This is a genomic window from Fictibacillus phosphorivorans, from assembly GCF_001619875.1.
GTDB classification, from domain to species: Bacteria; Bacillota; Bacilli; order Bacillales; family Fictibacillaceae; genus Fictibacillus; species Fictibacillus phosphorivorans_B.
Map to the genome: position 1 here is coordinate 436,772 of NZ_LRFC01000001.1, position 24,057 is coordinate 460,828.

Here is a 24,057-nt window from a genome sequence, read left to right on the forward strand (position 1 = left end):
GAAAACAGGGTCTAACTGAGCGAAAACAGCGTATCATTGAGCGAACGTGTAATAAATATAAGAACACGTACCGTAAAAAAACAAACCAGAGCCTACATGCTCTGATTTGTTAGTAATGTGGTTAATCACCTCTAGAATTTAGATCCACTACTTCCACCAGCAACAAAGTTAAAGCCTGTTAATACTAAATTAATACAGAACAGCACTTAAAAACTTCTCCAATGTGCTCACATCCGTAATTCTTTGGTTGCACAAATGACTATTCACGCACAGATAGTTTCCGATTGCTTTATAATAGTCAGGTGAAGCGTTCGCTGGTTTCGATTTGGTTATCGCTGAAAACAACGCAACGTCTCCAATTCCATTACATAAAAAGCAGATCCCTTTATTAGCAGGCGTGAATCGACCTTGTACGCCTACTAATTGACCGTTTAAATGATAAACGAGGAACAATTTATTTGTGGCGATATCCACCCAGCCAAGGTAACTCATTCGGCGATAATCGACCCCATTTAGATCAGGCGTTTTTAACTTTTTATTCTTAGGAAAAAGTTTGTTAATCTGTTTTCCTGAAACAGGTGTAAATTCTTTTAAATATGGCTCTAACGATTGAAGATAATGTTGAAAGTCTTCGGTTTTACGAAGATGGATAACCTTTTCTACGACTTCTTTTTGATGTTCATGAATTCCTGGAAAAGCGTCGAGAATCTTGGATTGAACACTCAACTCAACGGCTTCGATTACTTTTGGGTCAGCTCCATTGTTACAGGCATGCTGCAACTGTCCGACCTGTTTTTTAATGAGGTTGTATTGATGGTTTCTAATGAATGGTGTATTCACTCTTATTCAGCTCCTTATTCTTTGTTAAAGGCAATAAGGTGCAAAGCCATCCCTAGAAACGATATCTCATAATGCGGGCGACAATTCTACATGAAAAGTCAGCCCATACAAAGGATCGCCCCTATTAGGCTTTGCATGAGCAGCGTCTGATTCCGGCAAAATGATTTGCCATTTCTACCGACCTCCATTCACTTTCATTATAAGAATGAAATCCATCTCCTGCAATCTTGTTGAAATAAAAAAAGAAGCTACTGATTGGAAGAAGAATCAGTAAGCTTCTTTTTGAATTAGGTTAAGTTTTTTAGAAAGTACCAAACTTTATTCGTGAATGTTTGTGCTTGGGAATAGATCGGGGTATTTTCAAACTGCTTTTGAAAAGGCTTCAGCAGGGGTTGAAGAACGATCTTGCGGATGCGATCCTGTTGAAGTTCGTTTAAGATCGCATCGAATAGATCTTGTTGTTCTTCGGTAAATGTAAAATCCTTCTGAAGCTGATCAGCAGCTAACAGAATATCTTCTAATTTTATGATCTTTTTATTCGCATTTGTTCTTAATAATTCAAAAGCTGATGTGGGAATGAGTGCGGTATCACTCTTCATCATGTGAGGGACAAGCAACTCAATATAAGAGAGAAGAGTATCCACAACATGTTCTAATGAGTACGCCGTATTTGCGATGCGCAGCGTGAATAACATATGATGCATCATACCAAAAAAGAGAACGGTCGCTTCAAACACATGCTCTCGGATTTCTTCTCCAAAGATCTCAATAAATCGTGTGGAGAGCCATTCCATCTCATATAATCTGTGCTGCATAACGAGTTTTTTTAGATCGGCCTCATTTGAAGATAAGATCGCCTCAAATAGCGGTGACACATTACGCTCTTGATTCAAGCGCATGATGATCACGATTTGTTCTATAAAAACATTTCGGTCAGCCGTATCTTTACCAATCTGAACGGCAATTCGCTGTTGGCTCGCATCATAGCGCAGAAATTCCAGTATATCGGCAATACAGTCATTTTTTGATGAGAAGTAATTATAAAATGTCCCTTTTGAAATATTGGCTTTTTCGATAATTTCTTGTATTGAGGTCTGCTGAATGCCTTTTTCTATAAATAGTTTTAGTGCGATATCTGCGACTTTTCGTTTACGATTATTCATGCGTTCCTCCTCAAGTACCCTTACAGCTAGTATAAATTTCTTCTGATGGAAACACAATGTTTTTAGACTAGGGGTACAAAAGTATTGATAATTTTATACCTAGAGTATAAACTTAATGAAGTTAAGTATTTTACAAAACTAGAGGAGAATGAACATGGGGAATAATACAGATTCCACTTTACAACATAAAAAACCGCCCTATTTGATGCTTGCGATCTTATTTGTTGGAGCATTTGTTGCCTTTTTAAACAACTCACTGCTGAACGTAGCACTGCCTACGATCATGGTGGACTTAGGTGTGAAAGACTACTCGACCGTTCAATGGCTCGTAACAGGCTTTATGCTTGTGAGCGGGGTGTTGATACCGGCATCGGCTTTTCTGATTACACGCTTTTCTAATAGAAAACTGTTCATAACAGCGATGAGCATCTTTACGATCGGAACTGCATTATCTGCATTCGCGCCAAATTTCGGTTTGTTGCTAACAGGCCGCATGGTGCAGGCGGTAGGTTCTTCCGTTATGGGACCGATTTTGATGAACGTGATGCTTGTTAGCTTTCCGCGTGAAAAACGGGGAATGGCGATGGGGATCTTCGGATTGGTCATGATCACAGCACCCGCAATTGGTCCGACTTTATCTGGGTACATTGTAGAGTACCATGACTGGCGCCTTCTTTTTGAAATGATCCTGCCGTTAGCGATCTTAAGCTTGTTATTTGCGGTCTGGAAACTAGAGAATGTGATGAAGCCGAACAAAAATGTCACACTGGATTATTTATCACTTGTTTTATCCAGCATTGGTTTTGGAGGAATTCTATACGGCTGCAGTACAGCGAGTTCAGATGGCTGGACAGATACCATTGTCTTATCAACCCTAATCATAGGTGGCATTGCGTTAGTTACCTTTATCCTGAGACAATTACAATTAGATGAACCGTTATTGAACATCCGTGTATACAAATACCCGATGTTTGCACTAGCTTCTGTCATCGCCATTGTAAACGCAGTTGCCATGTTTTCCGGGATGATCCTAACACCAGCTTATGTTCAGAGCGTTCGGGGGATCTCTCCGTTGCACTCAGGATTGATGATGCTGCCTGGAGCGGTGATTATGGCGATCATGTCCCCGATCACAGGAAAGCTGTTTGATCGTTTTGGACCTCGCGCACTAGCGGTTGTGGGACTTTCAATTACAGCGATCTCCACATACATGCTGGCGCATCTTCAAGTAGATTCTTCTTATGCTTACATTATCATGATCTACTCCATGCGCATGTTCGGCTTATCTATGGTTATGATGCCGATTATGACAAACGGACTCAACCAGCTGCCGACGAGCTTGAACCCGCATGGGACCGCAGTAAACAATACAGCACAGCAAGTATCTGGATCCATCGGAACAGCGATACTTGTAACCATCATGAATACCGTTACGAAAACAGAAGCGAAAAGCTTAATGAGCGGAGTGGACCCTGCTACAATAACTGACGCATCAACTGCGGCCTTAACGAAGCAAGCCCTGTTATCAGGCATACAGTATTCGTTCTATGTAGCGTTTGCTATTAACATTGTTGCTTTAGTTTTAGCTCTATTTGTTAAACGAGTAGATACAAGTGCTGAAGCAGTAAACAAAATTGAAAGCCAAAGCAAACGTTCAGCTAAATCTGTAACGGCTTAAAGAATAAAACGAACAAAGCATTCCTGTTTTTGGAATGCTTTTACTTTGCTGATCCAAAACGTCAAACAACAATAATATCCCTCTTTCATGATAAAATACGAACACAAGTCAGACTTAAAAAGGTGAATATACATGTTGATTAATGATAAAGTCCGTGAAGATTTGTTCCATGAAGTTCAAGGATTGTCTGATGAAAATCTTAACAAAAAACCTTCAGATCAAGAATGGTCCATCAAGCAGATTCTTGAACATTTATATTTAATGGAAGGTGGCATTGCGAAAACAATTGTGCACCAATTGAAAAATGGAGAAACAGTGAATGCCAGCTCCAAGCCGATTGAAGCAACAATTAATCGTGAAATAAAGGTGGATGCACCAGAATTCTCGGTGCCAAGTGATGAGTTTGCGACGCTAGTGGAATTAAAAGAGAAGCTCGCTGCCACACATCAAAAACTGAGAGAGATCGACAACACGGTAGATGAAAAAGATTTGGATGAGAAAGGGTTTCCTCATCCGATATTCGGAAACATCAGCTTAAAACAATGGATTCCATTCGTGGGGTATCATGAACAACGCCATATTCTTCAGATAAAAGAAGTGAAAGAAAAGTTGGGGATTTAAATTAAATAATGAAAAATAAGGGCGGTCCTAATTTTTAGGGCAGCCTTATTTTTTTTGATACAAAGGAAGACCAGGCTGTAAAGTAGAATACAGAATTAGGAAAGATTCAATAAATACTGGAGGTTTACTCGAAATTGCCCTATATAAAAATCCTATTCGCAAGCTTGTTAGCCATGATTCTTATAGCAGGCTGCCAATCGAAAGAAAACAACTCGCTAAAGATCAAAATGAAGAGTGAAGCAGAGCAAAAAGAAATGCTTGATACATATACCTTAGATGATTATAGAAAAGTCTTTAACCATGCTATATCTGAAGCGGATAAATTGGCAGGTGGTGATGAGCAGCTAAGAAAATGGCTGATTCGAACACTTGCTCAGGAAATGTATGATGAGACGAAGTTAACAGAGGAATAAGCCGTGCAGCTATCAAAACAGGCAATGAAAGACGATAAAGCATGGAAAACGATTGCGAAAGAGAAGTATGGAATAACCGTTATGAGGAAGAAGTGGATCAATTTATTAAAGCTGGACCCGATCATAGTGATTTGCCTCAACACCTAGCGTATGCGGATGCCCTAGGATTGTCGCTTGATCAGCTTAATCATCAATTCGACCGCGATCTTTACGAAAAGAATGTGATGTGGCTAAAACTGAAACCAAAGCTAGAAAAGAAGTATGGAGCGATATCCAATCATGCACTTGTAGAAAAGTATGAGGCTGAAATACAGAGAGATAGATAAATGATTGATATGAAGGAATGTGCAATGAATGGACAAAAATGATGCTAAAAAGGAGGAAGAAACATGTTGCTGAAAAACAAAAATGCAATCATTTACGGTGCTGGTGGTGCAATCGGAGGTGCGGTTGCACGAGCTTTTGCTCAAGAAGGAGCTAATGTATTTTTGACAGGTCGATCGCTCGAATCTTTAAACCATGTTGCAGATGAGATTACAAATGCAGGTGGATCAGCTAAGGTGACAAAAATAGATGCCCTCGATCCACAAGCCATCGAAGAGCACATTGACAGAGTCGTTAAGCATACAGGCAGTATTGATATTTCTTTCAATGCGATAGGGATTCGTGGAGATCTGCAAGGAACACCGCTGGTTGATATGAATCACGAAGACTTTACAGCACCAATCCTGACAGGCGTAAAAACACATTTTCTTACTTCGACTGCTGCAGCAAGGCACATGGTTCAGCAAAAATCAGGCGTCATTCTCACATTATCTGCATCATCTTCCATGTTGTCAGGGCGTGACCGAAAATACCATTTGACTGGAGGTTTTGCAACGGCATGTGCAGCAATTGAAGGATTCTCTCGCAGTTTAGCTGGTGAACTTGGCCCACAAGGAATTCGAGTTGTCTGCTTAAGACCTAATGCCATTCCTGAAACATGGAATCCCGACTTTCCTGAAGTGAGAACATACATGGAAGACGGAACAGTCCTCGCACGATTGCCAACACTAAACGAGGTTGCGAATGTAGCAGTTTTCATGGCCTCCGATCGTGCAAGCGCAATGACTGGAACGATCGCGAATCTTACGTGTGGTTCGATTTTAGACTAAAGGAAGTTGATTCGAATGATATACAATCAAGTTGATTTTATTCCCCAATTAAAAGTGGAGATTATAAAAAAAGAACAGGAACTGAAGAAACTGCTTGAGAAGGTCTTACATGAATTTCAGAATACAAGTGATCAGATAAAAATAGAGGGAAGTTTTGACCAAGATGGAGAAGATCCCTTCCAGCCTGGTTATGCGAGCTCCATTTCAATAGGACTGCTTGATGAAACAGATGAACTCACTGATTTACATACGATAAAAATATGGGAATGCGAGCGTACCTTTCTAGGAGTGCCTGTTACAAGAAACATCCCCGGAAGCAAGGTGAAGGGTGAGCTTTTGGATGAATCGGTAAAAGAGGTAAAAGAAGAAGTGAGAGATTTTATAAAGGAGTTTATTCCAAATGTTATGAGATAAGCACAAAAGAGGGTGAAAAGACGTACTTCATAGGAGTGACGTCTTTTTGTATGGCCGTTTCCTATAATTAAGTCGTGAAAGGAATTATATTCCAAAATATCGAATATAGAAGAGCAGGGGGGATGACATGAAAAAAATACTCGGATTTATTTTATTGGTCATGTTAACGGCATGCAGTGATAATGCTGCGGTAGAACAGTTGAAAAAGGATTATCCCGATGTGAAGAAGATGGTGGTAGAATTACCAGACACCGTGCAGGAAAGGTTGGCAGCACCAGAATCAGTGCCATTCGAACCAAAACAAGTGCAACTCAAGTACGCTGGAGAACCACCTGGAGATCCAAAAGGGGATATCATACATACCGAGTTTGTGTATGGAAACGGAAAAGGAGCCGTTCTGAACGTTACAACATTTCATAATGAGAAAACGAACTTTCATGATGAAGGAAAACTCAAGACAACAAAGTTGGAAGATGGAACGAAGGTTGTCATTGAGACGAATTCGTCAGATGTAAAGGCAATACGCTGGAAAAAGGACGATCTTTATTATGGAATGATGCTGATGGGTTCACAGTTTAAGATGGAAGATTTGTTGAAAGCTGCGAATTCGATGGAGTACTAGATATAAAGGTCTACCGAAAAGAATAGATTAAAAGAAGCATCTCGGCAGAATTGTTCAACAATAGAGGTGGGGAAATGAAGAAGAGGATTGCTCTGTTGTTTGTTAGTATCATAATCCTTATAGGTCTTTGGTGGACATTTAACTTTATAAGTCACTACGGTGAATTTACCAAATGGGGTCATGCTTCAATAGGGATAGAAAATTGGGAAGACCATCAACCTTTTTACGTTGGATACCCATTTAAATGGGAGGGAATTGGAAAACCAACACTTGAAGAAATAGAATTCATAAAAAGAGATGGAACAATTGTTGCTAAAAACGATGATGAATTTAAAATCCAACCTTTTATAGCGAGGACAGGTCGTATTGGAGCACTTGATGAAAAGGGTGTTAAAGAAGATGGATTAGATGATGATCTCGTTTCAGTTAAAGGGTACAAAGTAGATGGTGAATTTTACTTAGTTTTACGAGTTGAATTCCTTGGTACAAATACAAATCCGATAAATGATATAAGCACGTTAAGAATCACCTATGAAAAATTTAGAACAACTCAAATGCAAAACATTCATTTCGGTGAAGGACTAATTACGGATGAATGACTTTAATAGAGTTACGGTGTGATTATCGTAATACTAAGGCCCACCCTCGAATAGGTGGGCTTTTATTAGGAAGAAAATTCTAAGTCTGTTTTCTTCTCTACTACTTTTAATAATGAAAACGATAATAAAGCAGATGTAGCAATTAAACAAGACCCTATAATGTATACCCACCTTATCCCTAAGAAATCTGCAATGAAACCAAAAAGTGCGATCGATATACTTGTAATAGTTGAAAGAAGAATACTTCTAGAAGCGTATACTTTCGGCAAGATTTCTGTATCCACATTGGATTGAATAGCCGTTTGCTGAGAGACATCTCTAAGTTGATAGGCAGGACCCATGAGAACGCACAGAAGTAATGATAATAAGGGGATGCTATTTAGACCGTACAATAAGGTAAATAGACTAAAGAATAAAGATCCGATCGCCATATTAAAGACTAGATTTCTTTGTATTTTACTTGATAGCCAAATGACAAAAAGGCCCCCTAGAATGGTTCCTATGTAATAGCTGGCATTGATATACCCCCACCACTGCACATCTTGATGTAAAACTTCTTTAACATAAACCAAAGTAATTGCTCCGACCCAAATGGTACCCGCCATTCCTTCAATTACGTCCATCATCGTTACCAAACGTAATGTTTTGTTACTCCAAAGGTGCCACCAGCCTTCTTTAATCGCTATCCATTTAGAGTTAGGTTTAGGGTTATTAAGAGGTTGATCGGTTTTTAATGATAAAGAAATGAAATACAAACATACCCATGCAGACCACATAAGAATTGCGGTTCCTATAAGGGTAATCATATGACCAAACTGAATAACAATAAAGCCTGTCAAAGTAAATCCCGAAAACTGTACGATCTGACTGGTAACAGCCAATGAGCTATTAGCTTTAACTAATTTTTCTTTCTCTACGACTTTAGGAACGATAGAACTTAATAGCGGATTACCCCAACCTTCGATAAACGAAATAGCTAAAACCAGTAACAGAAGGTAACTAATGTGTTCCGAAATAGTTGGAAATCCAATGATTAGGGTTGTGATGAAAACCGCCTTCATGAACTGGAGAGAAATCAACAGCTTTGAAAAGGAATACTTCATTTGTAGTAGTGGGGCTGATAATCCTGCAAGTATATTCGCTACGGCTCGAATCAAGGGAAAGATTGCAGCTAAAAATGCTGATTCTGTTTTTTGATAAATAAACGTTGTAATGACCATTATGTAAATCACATCAGCTAAAGAAATACTTGTAGCTGAAAACCAATAATAATAAAAGGATTTCTTCACTTTCCTCCCAACCTTTCAGATTCATTCGGGAACATTATAAACTTATTATACATAATTGTATGTTAATTAAAAGAAATATATGGAATTATGTGCTAATTATGAATAGATAGTCCTGCACTTTATTTGTTATATCATCTTAATTTCTTTTATTGAAACCGTTTTGTTTATGGAGGCATTGTTTCAGCTATTTAGAATATGTAATAAAAAGGGAGAAATGAGAGGTAGGTATCTTGAAAAAGTTAAATCTACTTAAACGAAATTAAAATGAAAGAAATGAACTTAAAATTCATACAACTGAGGTGGCCATGATTCACCTCATATAAAAGAGGTGAATAAGGATGGGGTTCGCGAAAAAATATTATTTTGTACTATTGCTAATATCTTTATTATTTACCGCGTGTAATCAGGAACAACATACAAATGGGGATTTAGGCTCCGTCTACTTCAATGCTTTGGATTCCATTATGGTAAAGGACGAAGCGTTGAACAGTGAGATGCGATTCATAGCTTTAGATTTAACGATTGTAAAAGAATTAAGCGAGAACGACAAAAAGGAGATCAAACTCTTTTTAAAAGATAAATATGGAGTAGATGTGATTGAAGCTACTTTAAAAAAATTGAAACATAAAGGAATGTACAATACAAAAACGATGGTATTACATGGTGTTCTGCTTAAATTAGAGAAAGCTAAGTTTATATCGAACAACAAAGCTTTTGAATTTGAAGGCTCTAAATATCGAGCAGGAAATGGTGCAGTTGGTGTAAAAGGGAAGCTTCTATACAGGGATGGCAAATGGCAGCCTTTTGAAATCCAAGAGATATGGGTTAGCTGATTTGGACTAATCATGAGAAAGCTATCTGCTTATTTCTGTACAACAAAGCCAGAAGTAATTAAAGGGCCAATTTTGATAGGCTCTTTTTCTATGCATTAGGGAATAATAAATAAGCAGAACCAAACCTATAAAAGTTCGCATTGTGTTAATGTTGAATTAGAAAAATGGGATAACAAATAGAAAAACAATAAAGGAGATCACATGACAAAAGAAACTAGATGGAACTTAGACAATAGCTATGCTCGCCTGCCTAGTAAATTCTTTTCTACGATACATACGAATCTTGTAAGTTCGCCTAAATTAGTGGTGCTGAATGAATCCTTAGCAAAATCACTTGGTTTACATGTTGAGGCGCTGCAACAAGAAGAAAATATTGCTGTGTTTGCCGGAAACGAGATGCCAGAAGGCGCATCATCACTTGCACAAGCATACGCTGGCCATCAGTTCGGATATTTTAACATGCTCGGTGACGGGCGTGCGTTGATGATTGGGGAGCAGATTACCCCTCAAGGTGAGCGTTTTGATATTCAGCTTAAAGGATCAGGGAGAACCCCTTATTCACGTGGAGGTGACGGGAGAGCTGCTCTTGGGCCGATGCTTCGTGAATATATCATGAGTGAAGCAATGCATGCGCTCGGGATCCCTACGACTCGCAGTCTTGCTGTGGTGACGACGGGAGAGCCTATCATCCGTGAAACCGATCTACCCGGTGCCATTATGACGCGCGTGGCGTCCAGTCATTTACGAGTGGGTACATTTGAATTCGCTGCGAAATGGGGAACACCTGAGGAACTGAAGCAGCTCGCAGACTATGCGATCCAACGTCATTATCCAGAAATCGAGGATGATGACAATCGCTATTTGAACCTTCTTAAAAAAGTAATCGAGCGCCAAGCCTATCTCATCTCGAAGTGGCAGTTGTCAGGATTTATTCATGGTGTCATGAACACAGACAACATGACGATCAGCGGGGAAACAATCGATTATGGACCATGTGCGTTCATGGATCGTTACAATCCAGTGACTGTTTTCAGCTCCATTGATCGAGAAGGACGCTATGCCTACGCCAATCAGCCTCGGATTGCGGGTTGGAACTTAGCCCGTTTTGCAGAAACGTTGTTGCCGCTGCTGCATGAGAATCAAGAAAAAGCCGTTGAAATGGCTCAAGACGTTCTATACGGATTTTCTGATTTATATCACGCTAATTATTTTAGAGGTATGAGATCGAAGCTTGGGTTGTTTAACGAAGAGAAAGAAGATACAACACTGATCGAAGACCTTCTTAACTTGATGCAGGAGAATGAAGCTGACTTTACGAACACCTTCCGCTCATTAACGTTTGATACAAAGGATTGCACGAAATTGTTTGAATCGGAAGAATTTGCTTCATGGCAAGAAAAGTGGGAAGAAAGAAGGGCGAGACAGTCTGAGTCGAAATCAGAATCAGCTGAACTGATGCGAAATAGCAATCCAGGTGTAATTCCTCGAAACCACCGAGTGGAAGAGGCTCTTAAAGCAGCTGAGGATGGAGACTATGGTGTAATGGAGAAATTCGTTGCTGTACTCAAAAATCCATACGCACATACACCAGATCAAGAACCGTACACAAAACTTCCACCTGAATCTGAAGGACCTTATGTAACATTTTGTGGAACGTGATCTTGGTTGGTCACAATACGTTCATAATTAACGAGAGCTGCCTATATGGCGGCTTTTTTTCGTATGGTACCAATAGTGATAATGCATTTGGAAGGTAACTTTCATTGACTTTTTATTTCATAATGTGTACTATCTCTATATTGTTTTAACATAATCTTTACATGAAATTTATATTTTTAAAAGAAAACGAGAATACTAGATTGGCTATTGGAATTATTGAGGTGAGAATATGACGAATCGAAAGAATATGGTAAACACACATATGGGATTCTTCCTGATGATGGTTTGTTTTCTTTGGATCAAAACGTATGCAGCATATAAAACAGAATTTAATTTAGGCGTTGAAGGCGGATTTCAGGAATTTCTGCTTTTTATTAATCCATTAAGTTCCTCGCTGCTATTACTTGGCTTAGCATTGCTTGCAAAAGGAAGAAGAGCGTTCATTTGGATGATTGTAATTGATGCGCTCATGACATTATTGTTATTTGCAAACATGATGTACTACCGCTTTTTCACAGATTTTATCACGCTGCCAACATTAACGCAGACAAAAAATGCCGGAACCATCGGTAATAGCTTTGGTGCACTTTTAAATCCTTATGATGTCCTGTTTTTCTTAGACATCATTATTTTATTAGTATTGGTTCTAACGAAAAAAATTAATCCAGAACCGGTTAGAGTAAAGAGGAAAAGCCTTGTTGCTGTTGGTCTTGCCGCTGTAATTGCTTTTACAGCAAACTTAGCGTTAGCTGAAATGGATCGACCACAGTTATTAACGAGAACGTTCGACCGTAACTATATCGTAAAATATTTGGGGATGTATAACTACACCGTTTATGATGCGATCCTTAGCTCTAAATCATCCGCTCAGCGTGCATTAGCAAGCACGGATGATGCGACAGAGGTGGAGAACTACGTTAAAGCGAACTATGCAGAACCAAACCCAAAATACTTTGGTAAAGCAAAAGGCATGAATGTGATTTACATTCACTTAGAGTCGCTGCAAAACTTTGCGATCAACTATAATTTGAACGGACAAGAAGTTACACCGTTTCTAAATTCATTAACAAAAGACAAAAACACGTTATACTTTAATAACTTTTATCACCAAACATCACAAGGGAAAACAGCAGATGCTGAGTTCTTGCTTGAAAACTCACTATACGGATTACCGCAAGGAACTGCGTTTACGACAAAAGGTGAAAACACGTACCAAGCAGCTCCAGCGATCATGGAACAACAAGGCTATTCAACAGCCGTTTTCCACGGTAACTACAAATCGTTCTGGAACCGTGATGTAATCTATAAACGTTTCGGATATCAGCATTTCTTTGATGCCGAATATTATGATATGAACGAGCAAGACGTAGAGAACTACGGATTGAAAGATAAGCCGTTCTTTAAAGAATCGATGCCGATGCTGAAGTCATTGAAGCAGCCTTTCTATACAAAGTTCCTTACGCTTTCGAACCACTTCCCGTATCCGATCACGGATGAGGAAGCAACGATTGAACCTCACACAACGGGTGATGCTACGGTCGACCGTTATTTCCAAACGGCTCGATACATGGATGAAGCGGTTCAGCAGTTCTTTGCACAACTAAAAGAAGAAGGTCTATATGACAATTCAATGATCATTCTATACGGTGATCATTACGGAATCGCAGAGACACGCAATAAGTCGATGGCAAAAGTATTAGGCAAAGAAATTACGCCATACGAGAACACACACCTTCAAAAAGTTCCATTGTTCATTCATGCACCTGGTCTAGAGGGTGGAACGGTTGAAAAAGTTGGGGGACAAGTGGATCTTCGTCCAACACTTATGCATTTACTAGGCATGGAAACAAAAGACTACATTCAGTTCGGAACAGACTTATTGTCTAAAAATCATGACGAAGTGACGCCATTACGAAATGGAAACTTTGTTACACCTAAAGTAACCGGAGTCGACGGTAAATATTACGATTCCAAAACGGGTGAACCGATCGAAGAAACAGAAGAAATCAAAGCCATTAAAAGAGAAGTTGAAACAAAACTCGCTTTATCTGATAAAACCGTATACGGTGATCTGCTTCGTTTCCACGACGTTAAAGGATTTAAGAAAGTAGACCCGTCAAAATACGATTACAATAAACGTGAAGACGAGCCAGATAGCAATAAAAACGATTAAGTAAGTAAGCAGCCGACCCATGATATTGGGTCGGTTTTTTTTTGTTGTGGTTACTAGAAGTTCAACAAAAATAGAGTGAATTTTAAAAAATGAACCTGCAACGTACCTCTTGTCGTCTATTATAAGAATAGAAAGGTGTGTAAAAATGGTAAATATTGAAGAAGTTACAAATCGAATTCCTCCTAAACAAAATCGAGAAGAGCTTCTCATGTGGCTTATGAAAGAGTATGGCCGTAGTTTGGTTAGGTTGGCCTTTACATACGTTAAACAAGAACAACTGGCAGAAGATATTGTACAGGACGTATTTGTGAAGTGTTTTAAACATTTGGATACGTTTAGAGAAGACTCTTCATATAAAACGTGGCTTTACAAAATAACGATAAATGGCTGCAAGGATGTACTAAAAAGTTGGAACTTTAAAAATATCATTATTTCGAATTTCGCGGGTTTTCAAATCCACTCTAGTAACGAAAAGTCTCCTGAGGAGAAGTTTCTTGATTATGAAGAAAATAATCGTATCTCTACTATGGTTGTCTCTCTTCCTGTGAAAATGAGAGAAGTCATTATCTTTTACTACTATGAGGATATGACGATTGAACAAATTGCTGATTTATTAAACGCGAATCAGAACACGGTCAAATCAAGACTCCAGAGAGGAAAGCAACAATTGAGGAAGAAACTAGAAAGGGGTGAGGCACGTGGAAGATAACTTAAAGAACTTACCGGAAAAGATGAATAGTACGATCCTTAAAGATTTAGATTTTGATAAAAATAGGATGTTCAAAGTTTTAAAGACTGTAAAAGAAGACCCCAAAGATGAAAAAGGATCTCTTATAACACGAACTTGGAAATTTACGTTAAGCACAGCTCTCTTTGCTTCTTTATTAATGTGCTTAACCTGGTTTGCGATAGAGCAGTTGAAGCCTGAACCTACTAGTGAAACTCAACTAGCTGATGAGAAAATAGTCACCAAACCGGCTAATAAGAATACTCCTTATGTGCCAGAAGAGAAAAATGAGTATTTTGGTGAGATGACGAAGGAAGAGATACTTACCAAAATGATTAATACGGTTGATTACTTTGAAACAGCGAAAGGGAGCTTTGAAGAAGTAACAAATAATGATAAAACCATTATAGAATACGAGCTGGACATGAAAGATAAAATTGGAGGATATAGTAAGACAACTCATTTCCCGTCTGGAAAAGAGGTACCTCAACTAGCTATCGACTATTATGACGACAAGAAAGTTTGGAGTATTTTTGAAAGTGATAAAACGTACCGTGAATCGAACTATCTTAAAACGGCTACTTGTTGTACGTTAACCATTGAAAATGCTTTTACCGTAGATTCCGAAGGTGTTAACTTCACTAGTTATCGAGATCGTCCACCCATAGGACGGGCCCAGAACTCACTTTTTCCTTATGAAATTGCCTCCAATTATACAAGGGATTTAAACAGTTGGGACATTGAAAAGCAAAACGAAAAAGTAGCAGGCCATAATACATTGGTCATAAAGGGAAAATTAGACGCTTATGCATCTGAAAAACATCGTTCTAGTGCGTTTCGGTTTTGGGTAGATAAAGATACGGGGATTTTAATCCAATACGAAACTTATAATAATAACAATGAAGTAGTCAATTATCTGCGTACGAAAGAATTAATGATTAATGTTCCTGTTGATCCAAGTAAATTAAAGCCGAACCTCAAACGTTACAGGGATCAATTTGAAGCAGAAGAGAAACTTCCTAGTATTACGAGCGGAATTGATGAATCATATGTCCCCGAAGAAATAAGAGAAGAGTGGAAGTTAGCAAGGAATAAGAATAATGAAACTTCGGTCATGCAATTTAAAGGGAAGTGGTATATTATACCCGAGAAAGGCTATGTCGTGGACAGAATTGAAACGAAAGGTGCTGAAGGAACAGTGTATTTATCAAAAGCATCTGATAAAAAATCACAATACGTCATTCCTGTAATGGCAGTTGGGTACGGTGTGGAAACACTTAATATTAGCAAGTGATAAACAATAAAGTAAACAAAAGCACCTCCTTTAAAAGGTTGCTCTTTTCTATTAGTCAATTCTACAAACCTTTTAACGAATGTTGTCATGAAAAAGAAAAACAATACCTATGTCAAGCTTCTAACCTGTATAATGGAATTATTAGGTAAAAATTTGTGGGGCTATCCAAATGATGAGGAGTGATCGATTTGGCTTGGTTGATTGTTCTGACACCACTTGTTATCGTGTGCGCATTAGCGGTTTATTTTGATTATCGTGGGAAGAAGAGGGGAACGGGCGGCGTCAACATCTACCATGATGATCAGCATTTGAGTAAAGGAACGCAGATTAATAACGCTGCCGAAAGAACACGAGCTGCGGGTAGAAACAACCACCATGGCGGAGGCGGAGGGCCTATTTAACCACTACGCTCTAAAAGGAGTTTGATAAAGTGAAGGCTTTTCTTGTTTGGAGCAACGTCATTATTTGCGGTTTTTTTACAGTTAACGTCGCTTTTTTCTTTGCATTAGGAACGATCGCAGAAAATTATACGGACAAAACGTACGTTGCACCAGAGTTCTTTTTAATTCTGCCTGTTTGGGTAATCGGCGCGATCAGTGTATTGCGTTTTTATTATAAAAACGGAATCAACAAAACCAGTTATCCGAAGTTGCTCTTCGTAAACAGTACACTCTGGGCATCGATCCCTGCAGGATTTTGGCTGGCGTCATTGTTTGTGCGATAACTTATGTGAAAAGACGTCCAATATCCATGTTGCCCCAAACCAGCTTGTAGAGTTAGCTGCCAGTTAATGCGGCTAACTCTAGCTCCTTCTAAGCCTTTTCGACAATTCCGCTCTTTTTTGTCACTAGCCTTATTTCCTTATGTTTTGTAAAAGTAGAGTTTGCGATAAACACCCCACACAAAAGAATGATCGCCCCTACATAACCTTGAAGCCCCATGTTTTCTTTCAGGAAGAGGAATGCAAACAGCGCGGCAAAAATGGGTTCAAGTGAAAAAAGGAAACCCGTGCTCTCAGGCGTCGTGTACTTTTGGACGAGCGGCTGCATGACAAAGCCATAAGCAGAACAGACGAGTGCCAACCCGAGTATGGCTACCCAATGAATAACAGTCTGAGGTAAAACGGGAGTCTCAAGAATAAACGATCCAACGGCTGCAAAAAGGCTCGCGAATCCGAGCTGATAGATTCCAAGTAAAAGGGCGTCTACTCTTCTGGCAAAATGATTCGTTACGATAATGTGTATCGCGTAAAGAAATGCAGCTGCCAAACAAAAGTAAGAGCCAAATGCAAAACTGAAATCCTTACCGATCGTTAGAAGAGCTAAACCAAATGAAACAAGGATCACGCCTGCGGTCACTTCTTTTGTCGGCCATTTTTTTGTGATGAATATCTGTAGAATTGGTACAAGGATAACGGTTGTACTTACGAGAAAACCAGCAGATGAAGCCGTCGTATGCTGAATTCCATACATAAGCGTGATAAAAACACCCCACAGCAATGCACCAACTATGGCACTATATTTTAACGTTTGAACATCTACCGAAAATACTTTTTTGTGGAAAATCAACATCATCACAATAAAGGCAATGCCAAATCGCAACGCAACAATCGTTAATGAAGGAATGCTGCCTACCGTAAGTTTCATAAATACATATGACAATCCCCAGCCCATAGAAACAGAAGCTAAGATCCAGTTTGCTTGTTTTTGTGTCATTTTAGCGCCTGACCTCTCCATATTCTTCATTACGTGGATTTATCGTAACACCTCTATTTTCATTAATAAAACGAATAATTATAATGGAAGTATTAGATTTACTAATGCAAAGGGGACGAGAACAATGAATTCTTATTATGCTTTTATAAAAGCGATCGAAACAGGTAGTTTTACAAAAGCTGCGGAAGAGCTCGGGTATACCCAATCCGCCATTAGTCAAATGGTGCATTCTTTAGAAGAAGAACTTTCAACGATTCTTATTTTACGTTCTCGAACGGGTATTACACTAACACCAGATGGAGAAGAGTTTCTGCCTTTTATTAAAAAAATCTGCAATTCACACAGAGAATTAAAAGAGAAGATTAAAGAGATGGAAGGACTGGAGAGCGGGTTTATTCGAATCGGTGCTTTTTCAAGTGTTTCCTGTCATTGGCTGCCGGGTTTGATAAAAGAATTTAAGAAACAGTATCCAGATGTTGAATTTGAAATCCATCAAGGGGATTATACAGATATCGCGAATTGGATTAAAGAAGGCAGTGTCGATTTTGGGTTTGTGAATCCGAATGCTGTTTCCAATCTTACGATGATTCCTTTACAAAAAGATGAAATGTTTGCGGTACTTCCAGAAAATCATCACTTAGTTGAGAAAGAAACGGTTTCTTTGGAAGAGCTGATGAACGAACACTATATTCTTTTAGATGAGGGAGAAATCAGTGAACCCTTAACGATTTTTCAACAAAACAAGGTAGAACCGAATATTCAATACCGTGTTCATGATGATTACGCCATTATGTCGATGATCGAACAGGGACTAGGTGTATCCATTTTACCGAAACTTGTTTTAAGCCGATGTCCGTATCAGGTTGCAACAAAACCAATATCACCATCGTTTGCACGTACGATCAGTCTCGCATACAAAGACAAAAGAGTTCTGCCCATTGCAAGCCGGTTCTTTATAGACTTTATTATTGAAAATATTACTCAAAAAGAATTTTAGCAACAATAAAAAATCCTAAGGAACAGCACCCGAATCATATCAACTGAAAATTAGGGTGCTAATTTTTTTTGGCTCCTGCTCTTTGTTCATATGGTAAAATATACTAAAAGATTATGGAGATTTAGGTAAATGGGTCAGGCGAAGGGAGTGGAATAAATTTTTTTCAGAGGTTATTACTTCATAAATCAGCTCTAAGCTAACTTATATAGGCTAAAAACAACAAAAAGATTGGAGGTACTCCAACCTTTTGTGTGAGCTACTTGCTATTTATGCTACAAAATTTTCGTTCTCTATTGAATTTTCTCCAATTTTTCACCAAGACTTTGTATATCATGAACCAATTTCTTGCGGCGTTTCTCGCATTTACTGGTTCTATACTCTTCGAACAATGTACCTAGCTTCTTTATAATTTGTATCGCTATATTATCATTACACATTTGACGAACATCCTAATCTAGTTAAATTATCCTATATAAGAAGACTAGCATAGGATCATGAAGTAGGGAACAGGAAAACGTAAATTTTTATGATAATATAATTTAGAAACCTTTGAAAAGGAGAGAAGGCATGAGGGTCTATCTTAATAAATGTGTCGTTTCTTTAATAGCGAGTTTATTTTTCATTTTTCTTGTAGACTTGTTTACGCAAAAGCCTGGACGACTTGGGGGAAATGGAAACCTAGGATTAATTCCTCTCTTTTTTGCTGTCATCATTATCATATACTTTGTTTTTACATTCCTAAAACTATTAAAGAAAATAGAACTGAATAGAAAGAATTGGATCATTCTATTAGTAGCTTCTTCTCTCGTTTTCATCATTTCAATTAGTATGGAGGTTTTCTTTGTTAACCGTTTGATCGGTGAACTAGGTGGTCCACCAACTAACATCGATTCACAAATTTATAGATTCGGCTGGCTCAACCAAGGAACCAATACACTGTTTGTAAATATGTATACATTTATTGCTTTTGTTTCCCTGATTTTGTCATGCTATGCGGCTTTTTCAATTTTTAAAAAGATGAGATCAAATGGATGAACTTAAATTTTTCCAAAGAATAAAAGGGTTCAAGGATAGGAGAGAACGTGTTGAAGATTATTGAAGTACAACAGCGTAAAGATTTAGTTGATAAGGCAGTGAATGTTTTTTGGAAACAGTGGGGAAGCGAACAAAACTACAAATTTTACGAGGATTGTATAGTTCATTCATGCCAAACGGAGGACGCATTACCGAGGTTTTACATAGCACTCATTGAAGAAGAAATTGTTGGAACGTATGCATTGCTCAGAAATGATCTTAACAGCCGCCAAGACCTATATCCATGGTTTGCCTGTTTGTATGTGGATCCAGAGCATAGAGGAAAAGAACTCGGATCACAAATCCTTCAGCATGCTATTGAAGAAACTACCCGGAAAGGATTCGAAAATCTTTATCTTAGTACGGACCTAGAAGGCTATTATGAAAAGTATGGGTGGAGTCATGCTGGAGAAGTATATGGAGCTGATGGCGGGTCGTTAAAAATCTATATGAAGTCAAGGAATTAAGAGTGAGAACAATCCTGATTCTTGACTACATAAACGACGAAAGTTAATTAAATGCTAGACAAGCAAATAAACCATGAACAAACAATCTTCTTTGCTGAGAGGGTTGTTTTTTTATTATGGTGAAAAATCATTTGTAGGTCTATATATTCATTGTAAATAATAGTTTAGTAAGTTTACTGAAAAAGGACTTTCGTTGCAGGTACAAGGAATCATTATTAACAGAATATAAATAATGTTCTGAAAACGAATTGTAAATATATGAAAAATAATTATAATAAAATATAGAATACAAGATAGGGGATGATTTTAATGAAGAATAAGTTTATGGCTAGTGCGCTTGCGCTAACTCTTGGGGCGTCCGTTGCATTAAGCGGCAGCCCGTTCTCTGCAAAAGCAGAAGTGGGGCAAGAAAAGAAGTACATAGTTATTTTTAAGGATCAAGCGAAATTACCAACAAACTTTGGAACAGACATTTCGAAAGCTGGCGGTCAGATTGAATCAAGACTGGACAAACTAGGTGCGGTAGAGGTCGTTTCTACTAATCCAAACTTCCTATCTCAAATAAAGAAATCAAGCACAGTACTCGATGCAGGTGTACAAAACACGGTTTACCCGGATACTGCAGCGATTGAAGCTGAGGCGTTGGTAACCGAAGCTGGAACATTTGCTGATATGTACGAAAAATATCAGTGGGATATTAAGCAAGTGACAAACAACGGAGCATCTTGGAACCTACCAGGGGGTACTGGGAAATCAGTAGATGGAAATGACATTGTTGTAGGAGTAATTGACACAGGTATCGATTATAACCACCCTGATTTAAAAGACAATTATGCTTATGGGAAGTCATTCGTTCCAGGTTATCCTGATGCGATGGACGAAAACTCACACGGCACACATGTTGCAGGATCGATCGCGGCTAAAGGCCGTACGATGGGGATTGGACCTGATTTGAAAGTAGCAGCATACCGTGTATTTGGGCCAACGGGTGGAGCGGCAACGTCTCATATTGCTGAAGCATTAATGGAAGCAGCAGATGACAATGTGGATGTTGTAAACATGTCTCTTGGCGGTTATGACTGGTTCCAAAATCCTGATTATGCAACAAAAGAAACAGTTGCAGATGTTCGTCTATTCAACCGTGCAATTCAATACGCGATTCAAAAAGGTGTAACGGTAGTCGGATCTGCTGGAAACAATGGTGTGGACATCAGCTCTCCAGGAAAATTATCTGGTGATGACAATGGTGCAACTCACCGCAGTCCGAGCAGCCAGACGATGATTCGCGTGTCTGCAGGCGGACAGCTTAAGAATCTAGCATTCTACTCCAACTATGGCGTTGGGAAAATCGATGTTATGGCACCAGGTGGAGACCTTGGGCCGAACTATAACCCTGCAACAGGAGCAGGCCGAGACAACACGTATCTTTGCTTAGCTACAATTCCTGGTGGTGGATACGGTTATAAAGGTGGAACGTCAATGGCTGCTCCAAAAACGGCAGGACTTGCTGGAGTAATCATCGCACAACACGGTAAAGACAAGCTTTCACCAGCACAAGTTAAACACATCATCCAATCTTCTTCTGATGATGTTTTCAAACGTGGGTATGATGGTGAATCAGGCTTTGGCTTGATCAACGCGGTTAATGCGTTGAAATAAAAGTAGTGGTTTGGGAAAACGGAGCTATCTCGATAGTTCCGTTTTTTCTTTTTTAGTGTGAGTAAGCAAAAAAACAGGACTTTGCTGCTGATTTCTTGTTAAATCTCACGGCATTCCTAAAAATATCATGTTTAATTCATAAAATTAAGGTGATATCACCATATTGTCGGGGATTGGAGTAAGGTGGAAACCTATAATTCACGCTATTGAGCGAAAACAGCTGTGTTGTGAGCGAAATTGACCTCTGACTGAGCGAAAACCCCACTCGACTGAGCGAAAAGTAAGGACAACTGAGCGAACGTGTAATAAATAAAAGAACACGTACCGTAAAACATGATCAGCTTTAAAATTACGATGGTGCCTAATTAACTTTCATAGTACTAAAACAGAAAGAATTGACTGTTTATCTTAAAGGGTTCTCTTTTGAAGGAGAAATCAAGAAAAAACAAACCAAATCGCATAGCAATTAGCACTATAAAAGGCAGCGAAATTCATTGCAGTTTTTTTCTTGGTATACAGGGGTTTGGTTAAAACCACTGATTACTTGTGAAATAGAACAGTAAGTGGATTAGGTAACGAGGGCATTTCTTCAGGAAGGAGAAGTGCCTTATTTTATTGAAGTAGGTATCAGTATTGTTGAGGTAATGTTTGATAAAGGGGAATATGATCCAATGATAAGAATGTTAAACAGTGGGGATTTAGAAAGTATGTATAATCTATTAAAACAAAAACCTTGCGAAAATCTATTCATTTTGTGGGGGATTGAAGCATTTGGTTTTAATAGTGAGTTACAAGTCATTTGGGGAGATTATGATGAATTCAATGAGGAATTCTATATAAATTTAAGGATAAATATGCTCCTTTTGGTATTGGTAATTTTGACATTATGGGTTTCGTTTCCATTATTTCGAATGATGAGAATGCCAATACATTAGTGGGTATTGAAAGTATTACAGAAAAAGTAAAGCGTTACTTGGTTAAACCCGTAAAAAACAGCCGCAGTTATTTATATGCTGAATTGAAAAGTACAGATCAAAGAAACGTTCAAAAGAATGCAGATGTTTTTCTTGCTACTGAAAGTAATGTTAACAAAATTGTTGATTTATATATGAAAGTGCCAGAATTTGAAGGTGATAACCATAATCCAGAAGTGATTGCCCAAAACATCACAAAAGGATGGTTCAGAAATTATGTTATTGAAAACGATGGTGAATATGTATCATCCGCTTCAACGGTTTGTGAAAATAGTCTCTCCGCGATGATTTCTGCTGTTTGTACATTAAAATCACAGAAGAACAAAAGGTACGCTACTAAATGCTTGGAGAATTTAATTTATGACCTCCAAAAGGAAGGGAAGACGCTCTGCCTATTTTATGATAACGCTGAAGCAGGACGAATATATAAACGATTAGGATTTAAAGATATAGAAAAATGGAATGTATCTACTTTATAAAATACTTTATTCAACAAACGTACAGGAATGTTGAATATCAAATTTAACTGAAACAAATAAAGTTTAAGAGAGGGAGACGGTTTCCAATTAATAAACAATTAGCATAACATAGTAGAGCGAGGTGTCAGAAAGTTGGCGTCGGATGCACTAAAACAATACGCTATATTCATCGATGCGTTTGTTGAACTTCTTGAGTTGTTTCCTTTTTCACACGGTGGTTATCCATCAAAAGAAGAGAATGCAAGTATTGGTGTCCACCTCTTAAACAAAACAAAAGATGCTGAGACAGGAGGTGTGAAGTGTTTAGAGACGCTACATAACTTTATGAAGAACTACTATGCAGAGAAATGGGTCAATTAAGGAGGAATAATAATTATGAAGGTTCAGCTGATACAGAACCTATCTGTAAAAGAAGTTAGCGAACTCAAGCTTGTTGGATTTAGAGTGTTGTGTGCAAACAACGAATACAAAAACGAGATTCCTAAAGCCGCAAAATCATTGGACAATCGGTTGATAGAGATTAAACACCTGTTGAACAAAGAAATTCAGTTTGGAGCTTTTTTCGTTGATTCAAAAAAAGAAGAAGAAGACGGGTATTGGGTCTGTGTGGAAGTGGAGAAGTTTGAAGATATTCCAAAAGATATGGTAATCAAAACAATTCCACCTCAAAGGTATGCTGCTGCAAACTTTCAAGGATCAAATCAACAAATATTTGAAGCATATGATGAACTGCATCAATGGGCTGAGGAAAACGGTCATAAAAGGCTAAAAAACTCCTGGCACATCGAGATCTTTCAATCTTGGGAAGACTCGAATAATCTTAAGGTAGAGCTGCTAGATACGATCAAATAAAGCTAATTATAAAGAAAAATTACAAAGAGTGGGTACAACCTATATTCCAGTTTATGACATTATTAGCTCCAAAGATTGGTATGTTAATAAACTAGGTGCAGGATTGAACCTAGATGAAGATAAGGCGATTCTTAACCTTGCAGATCAAAGCATTTTTTTAGTAAGGTTGCACCAGGGACAAACCTCTAACTTTAATGATTTCAACGGAGAAGAACGTTTCTCGTTAAGTTTGAAGTGAATGGGATTGAAGCGTTAGAGACAATGCATCGTGAATTCCATTCTAACTACACAACGAGATAATATCCCTGCTAAATCATTGTATAGAACTTTGAATTGGAGGGTTATTAAAGAACCTTTCTTA

The 24,057-nt window shown here is 38.4% G+C and carries 27 protein-coding genes and 1 pseudogene; 24 read left to right on the forward strand and 4 right to left on the reverse strand.

Going from position 1 to position 24,057, the window contains the following annotated elements; translation table 11 throughout:
* Window positions 1–189: 189 nt before the first annotated feature.
* Window positions 190–840, reverse strand: coding sequence for a FusB/FusC family EF-G-binding protein (locus AWM68_RS02175; RefSeq protein WP_066236441.1), 651 nt, complete (start codon window positions 838–840; stop codon window positions 190–192).
* Between the two features lie 287 nt (window positions 841–1,127).
* Window positions 1,128–2,003 carry a TetR/AcrR family transcriptional regulator gene (locus AWM68_RS02180; RefSeq protein ID WP_066236442.1) on the reverse strand — a complete coding sequence of 292 codons (876 nt, stop codon included), beginning with the start codon at window positions 2,001–2,003 and terminating at the stop codon, window positions 1,128–1,130.
* Window positions 2,004–2,157: 154 nt separating this feature from the next.
* On the opposite strand from AWM68_RS02180, the gene AWM68_RS02185 reads away from it, so the two are divergent.
* From AWM68_RS02185 to AWM68_RS02220, 8 genes are all read left to right on the forward strand, one after another.
* Window positions 2,158–3,681 (forward strand): DHA2 family efflux MFS transporter permease subunit, encoded by a 1,524-nt coding sequence (locus tag AWM68_RS02185; RefSeq protein WP_066236443.1) that lies wholly within the window; start codon window positions 2,158–2,160, stop codon window positions 3,679–3,681.
* A gap of 132 nt (window positions 3,682–3,813) precedes the next feature.
* Window positions 3,814–4,302, forward strand: a complete 489-nt coding sequence (locus AWM68_RS02190) for a DinB family protein (RefSeq protein WP_066236444.1) — start codon at window positions 3,814–3,816, stop codon at window positions 4,300–4,302.
* A gap of 134 nt (window positions 4,303–4,436) precedes the next feature.
* The gene (locus tag AWM68_RS02195; RefSeq protein ID WP_066236445.1) at window positions 4,437–4,715 is read left to right on the forward strand and encodes a hypothetical protein; all 279 of its coding nucleotides are present in this window, start codon (window positions 4,437–4,439) and stop codon (window positions 4,713–4,715) included.
* Window positions 4,716–4,756: 41 nt separating this feature from the next.
* Window positions 4,757–5,041, forward strand: a complete 285-nt coding sequence (locus AWM68_RS02200; protein WP_066236446.1) for a hypothetical protein — start codon at window positions 4,757–4,759, stop codon at window positions 5,039–5,041.
* Between the two features lie 63 nt (window positions 5,042–5,104).
* The gene (locus tag AWM68_RS02205; RefSeq protein WP_066236447.1) at window positions 5,105–5,869 is read left to right on the forward strand and encodes an SDR family NAD(P)-dependent oxidoreductase; all 765 of its coding nucleotides are present in this window, start codon (window positions 5,105–5,107) and stop codon (window positions 5,867–5,869) included.
* Between the two features lie 15 nt (window positions 5,870–5,884).
* Window positions 5,885–6,283 (forward strand): hypothetical protein, encoded by a 399-nt coding sequence (locus AWM68_RS02210; RefSeq protein ID WP_066236448.1) that lies wholly within the window; start codon window positions 5,885–5,887, stop codon window positions 6,281–6,283.
* 127 nt (window positions 6,284–6,410) lie between these two features.
* Complete coding sequence (locus AWM68_RS02215) at window positions 6,411–6,905, forward strand: hypothetical protein (protein WP_066236449.1); 495 nt, start codon at window positions 6,411–6,413, stop codon at window positions 6,903–6,905.
* Between the two features lie 74 nt (window positions 6,906–6,979).
* Window positions 6,980–7,504, forward strand: a complete 525-nt coding sequence (locus tag AWM68_RS02220) for a hypothetical protein (protein ID WP_066236450.1) — start codon at window positions 6,980–6,982, stop codon at window positions 7,502–7,504.
* 65 nt (window positions 7,505–7,569) lie between these two features.
* Here AWM68_RS02220 and AWM68_RS02225 read toward each other — a convergent pair whose 3' ends face one another.
* Entirely contained in the window at window positions 7,570–8,793 is a 1,224-nt protein-coding gene (locus AWM68_RS02225) for an MFS transporter (RefSeq protein ID WP_066236451.1), read from the reverse strand.
* A gap of 338 nt (window positions 8,794–9,131) precedes the next feature.
* Between AWM68_RS02225 and AWM68_RS02230 the strand changes: the two genes are divergently transcribed.
* The 7 genes from AWM68_RS02230 (at window position 9,132) to AWM68_RS02260 (ending at window position 16,203) form a co-directional block, all read left to right on the forward strand.
* On the forward strand, window positions 9,132–9,626 hold the full coding sequence (locus tag AWM68_RS02230; protein WP_066236452.1) for a hypothetical protein: 495 nt from the start codon (window positions 9,132–9,134) through the stop codon (window positions 9,624–9,626).
* Between the two features lie 201 nt (window positions 9,627–9,827).
* On the forward strand, window positions 9,828–11,285 hold the full coding sequence (locus AWM68_RS02235; protein ID WP_066236453.1) for a protein adenylyltransferase SelO: 1,458 nt from the start codon (window positions 9,828–9,830) through the stop codon (window positions 11,283–11,285).
* Window positions 11,286–11,514: 229 nt separating this feature from the next.
* On the forward strand, window positions 11,515–13,458 hold the full coding sequence (locus AWM68_RS02240; protein WP_066236454.1) for an LTA synthase family protein: 1,944 nt from the start codon (window positions 11,515–11,517) through the stop codon (window positions 13,456–13,458).
* A gap of 145 nt (window positions 13,459–13,603) precedes the next feature.
* A complete protein-coding gene (locus tag AWM68_RS02245) occupies window positions 13,604–14,167 on the forward strand; it encodes a sigma-70 family RNA polymerase sigma factor (protein ID WP_066236455.1) in 564 nt (187 codons plus the stop codon).
* Window positions 14,157–15,479, forward strand: coding sequence for a sigma-E factor regulatory protein RseB domain-containing protein (locus tag AWM68_RS02250; RefSeq protein WP_066236456.1), 1,323 nt, complete (start codon window positions 14,157–14,159; stop codon window positions 15,477–15,479). Before AWM68_RS02245 ends, AWM68_RS02250 begins: the two co-directional genes overlap by 11 nt.
* Before the next feature lie 188 nt (window positions 15,480–15,667).
* Window positions 15,668–15,880 (forward strand): hypothetical protein, encoded by a 213-nt coding sequence (locus tag AWM68_RS02255; RefSeq protein ID WP_066236457.1) that lies wholly within the window; start codon window positions 15,668–15,670, stop codon window positions 15,878–15,880.
* A gap of 29 nt (window positions 15,881–15,909) precedes the next feature.
* Window positions 15,910–16,203: a hypothetical protein gene (locus tag AWM68_RS02260; protein WP_066236458.1), complete on the forward strand. Its 294-nt coding sequence runs from the start codon at window positions 15,910–15,912 to the stop codon at window positions 16,201–16,203.
* 88 nt (window positions 16,204–16,291) lie between these two features.
* Here AWM68_RS02260 and AWM68_RS02265 read toward each other — a convergent pair whose 3' ends face one another.
* The gene (locus AWM68_RS02265) at window positions 16,292–17,194 is read right to left on the reverse strand and encodes a DMT family transporter (RefSeq protein ID WP_066236459.1); all 903 of its coding nucleotides are present in this window, start codon (window positions 17,192–17,194) and stop codon (window positions 16,292–16,294) included.
* Window positions 17,195–17,318: 124 nt separating this feature from the next.
* Here AWM68_RS02265 and AWM68_RS02270 point away from each other — a divergent pair, with 124 nt between their 5' ends.
* From AWM68_RS02270 to AWM68_RS21825, 9 genes and pseudogenes are all read left to right on the forward strand, one after another.
* Window positions 17,319–18,191 carry a LysR family transcriptional regulator gene (locus tag AWM68_RS02270; protein WP_066236460.1) on the forward strand — a complete coding sequence of 291 codons (873 nt, stop codon included), beginning with the start codon at window positions 17,319–17,321 and terminating at the stop codon, window positions 18,189–18,191.
* Between the two features lie 567 nt (window positions 18,192–18,758).
* Window positions 18,759–19,226 carry a hypothetical protein gene (locus AWM68_RS02275; protein WP_066236461.1) on the forward strand — a complete coding sequence of 156 codons (468 nt, stop codon included), beginning with the start codon at window positions 18,759–18,761 and terminating at the stop codon, window positions 19,224–19,226.
* Window positions 19,227–19,273: 47 nt separating this feature from the next.
* Window positions 19,274–19,732 carry a GNAT family N-acetyltransferase gene (locus AWM68_RS02280; protein ID WP_231868351.1) on the forward strand — a complete coding sequence of 153 codons (459 nt, stop codon included), beginning with the start codon at window positions 19,274–19,276 and terminating at the stop codon, window positions 19,730–19,732.
* Window positions 19,733–20,041: 309 nt separating this feature from the next.
* Window positions 20,042–21,391 carry a S8 family serine peptidase gene (locus AWM68_RS02285; RefSeq protein ID WP_066236463.1) on the forward strand — a complete coding sequence of 450 codons (1,350 nt, stop codon included), beginning with the start codon at window positions 20,042–20,044 and terminating at the stop codon, window positions 21,389–21,391.
* A gap of 602 nt (window positions 21,392–21,993) precedes the next feature.
* Window positions 21,994–22,326, forward strand: a complete 333-nt coding sequence (locus AWM68_RS02290; protein WP_066236464.1) for a hypothetical protein — start codon at window positions 21,994–21,996, stop codon at window positions 22,324–22,326.
* Entirely contained in the window at window positions 22,278–22,844 is a 567-nt protein-coding gene (locus tag AWM68_RS02295; protein WP_082820529.1) for a GNAT family N-acetyltransferase, read from the forward strand. Before AWM68_RS02290 ends, AWM68_RS02295 begins: the two co-directional genes overlap by 49 nt.
* A gap of 132 nt (window positions 22,845–22,976) precedes the next feature.
* Complete coding sequence (locus tag AWM68_RS02300; RefSeq protein WP_066236466.1) at window positions 22,977–23,204, forward strand: hypothetical protein; 228 nt, start codon at window positions 22,977–22,979, stop codon at window positions 23,202–23,204.
* 15 nt (window positions 23,205–23,219) lie between these two features.
* Window positions 23,220–23,696, forward strand: coding sequence for a GyrI-like domain-containing protein (locus AWM68_RS02305; protein WP_066236467.1), 477 nt, complete (start codon window positions 23,220–23,222; stop codon window positions 23,694–23,696).
* Window positions 23,683–23,972, forward strand: a pseudogene (locus AWM68_RS21825) (VOC family protein); the annotation flags it as partial. The gene AWM68_RS02305 and the pseudogene AWM68_RS21825, both read left to right, overlap by 14 nt.
* Between the last annotated feature and the right edge of the window lie 85 nt (window positions 23,973–24,057).

What these genes read in the sequence shown, in the direction of transcription:
- AWM68_RS02180 (WP_066236442.1), bottom strand. Translation starts at nt 2,003, where the DNA reads ATGAATAATCGTAAACGAAAAGTCGCAGATATCGCACTAAAACTATTT.
- AWM68_RS02185 (WP_066236443.1), top strand. Translation starts at nt 2,158, where the DNA reads ATGGGGAATAATACAGATTCCACTTTACAACATAAAAAACCGCCCTAT.
- AWM68_RS02190 (WP_066236444.1), top strand. Translation starts at nt 3,814, where the DNA reads ATGTTGATTAATGATAAAGTCCGTGAAGATTTGTTCCATGAAGTTCAA.
- AWM68_RS02200 (WP_066236446.1), top strand. Translation starts at nt 4,757, where the DNA reads ATGGAAAACGATTGCGAAAGAGAAGTATGGAATAACCGTTATGAGGAA.
- AWM68_RS02205 (WP_066236447.1), top strand. Translation starts at nt 5,105, where the DNA reads ATGTTGCTGAAAAACAAAAATGCAATCATTTACGGTGCTGGTGGTGCA.
- AWM68_RS02210 (WP_066236448.1), top strand. Translation starts at nt 5,885, where the DNA reads ATGATATACAATCAAGTTGATTTTATTCCCCAATTAAAAGTGGAGATT.
- AWM68_RS02215 (WP_066236449.1), top strand. Translation starts at nt 6,411, where the DNA reads ATGAAAAAAATACTCGGATTTATTTTATTGGTCATGTTAACGGCATGC.
- AWM68_RS02220 (WP_066236450.1), top strand. Translation starts at nt 6,980, where the DNA reads ATGAAGAAGAGGATTGCTCTGTTGTTTGTTAGTATCATAATCCTTATA.
- AWM68_RS02230 (WP_066236452.1), top strand. Translation starts at nt 9,132, where the DNA reads ATGGGGTTCGCGAAAAAATATTATTTTGTACTATTGCTAATATCTTTA.
- AWM68_RS02235 (WP_066236453.1), top strand. Translation starts at nt 9,828, where the DNA reads ATGACAAAAGAAACTAGATGGAACTTAGACAATAGCTATGCTCGCCTG.
- AWM68_RS02240 (WP_066236454.1), top strand. Translation starts at nt 11,515, where the DNA reads ATGACGAATCGAAAGAATATGGTAAACACACATATGGGATTCTTCCTG.
- AWM68_RS02245 (WP_066236455.1), top strand. Translation starts at nt 13,604, where the DNA reads ATGGTAAATATTGAAGAAGTTACAAATCGAATTCCTCCTAAACAAAAT.
- AWM68_RS02265 (WP_066236459.1), bottom strand. Translation starts at nt 17,194, where the DNA reads ATGACACAAAAACAAGCAAACTGGATCTTAGCTTCTGTTTCTATGGGC.
- AWM68_RS02270 (WP_066236460.1), top strand. Translation starts at nt 17,319, where the DNA reads ATGAATTCTTATTATGCTTTTATAAAAGCGATCGAAACAGGTAGTTTT.
- AWM68_RS02275 (WP_066236461.1), top strand. Translation starts at nt 18,759, where the DNA reads ATGAGGGTCTATCTTAATAAATGTGTCGTTTCTTTAATAGCGAGTTTA.
- AWM68_RS02285 (WP_066236463.1), top strand. Translation starts at nt 20,042, where the DNA reads ATGAAGAATAAGTTTATGGCTAGTGCGCTTGCGCTAACTCTTGGGGCG.
- AWM68_RS02295 (WP_082820529.1), top strand. Translation starts at nt 22,278, where the DNA reads ATGGGTTTCGTTTCCATTATTTCGAATGATGAGAATGCCAATACATTA.
- AWM68_RS02305 (WP_066236467.1), top strand. Translation starts at nt 23,220, where the DNA reads ATGAAGGTTCAGCTGATACAGAACCTATCTGTAAAAGAAGTTAGCGAA.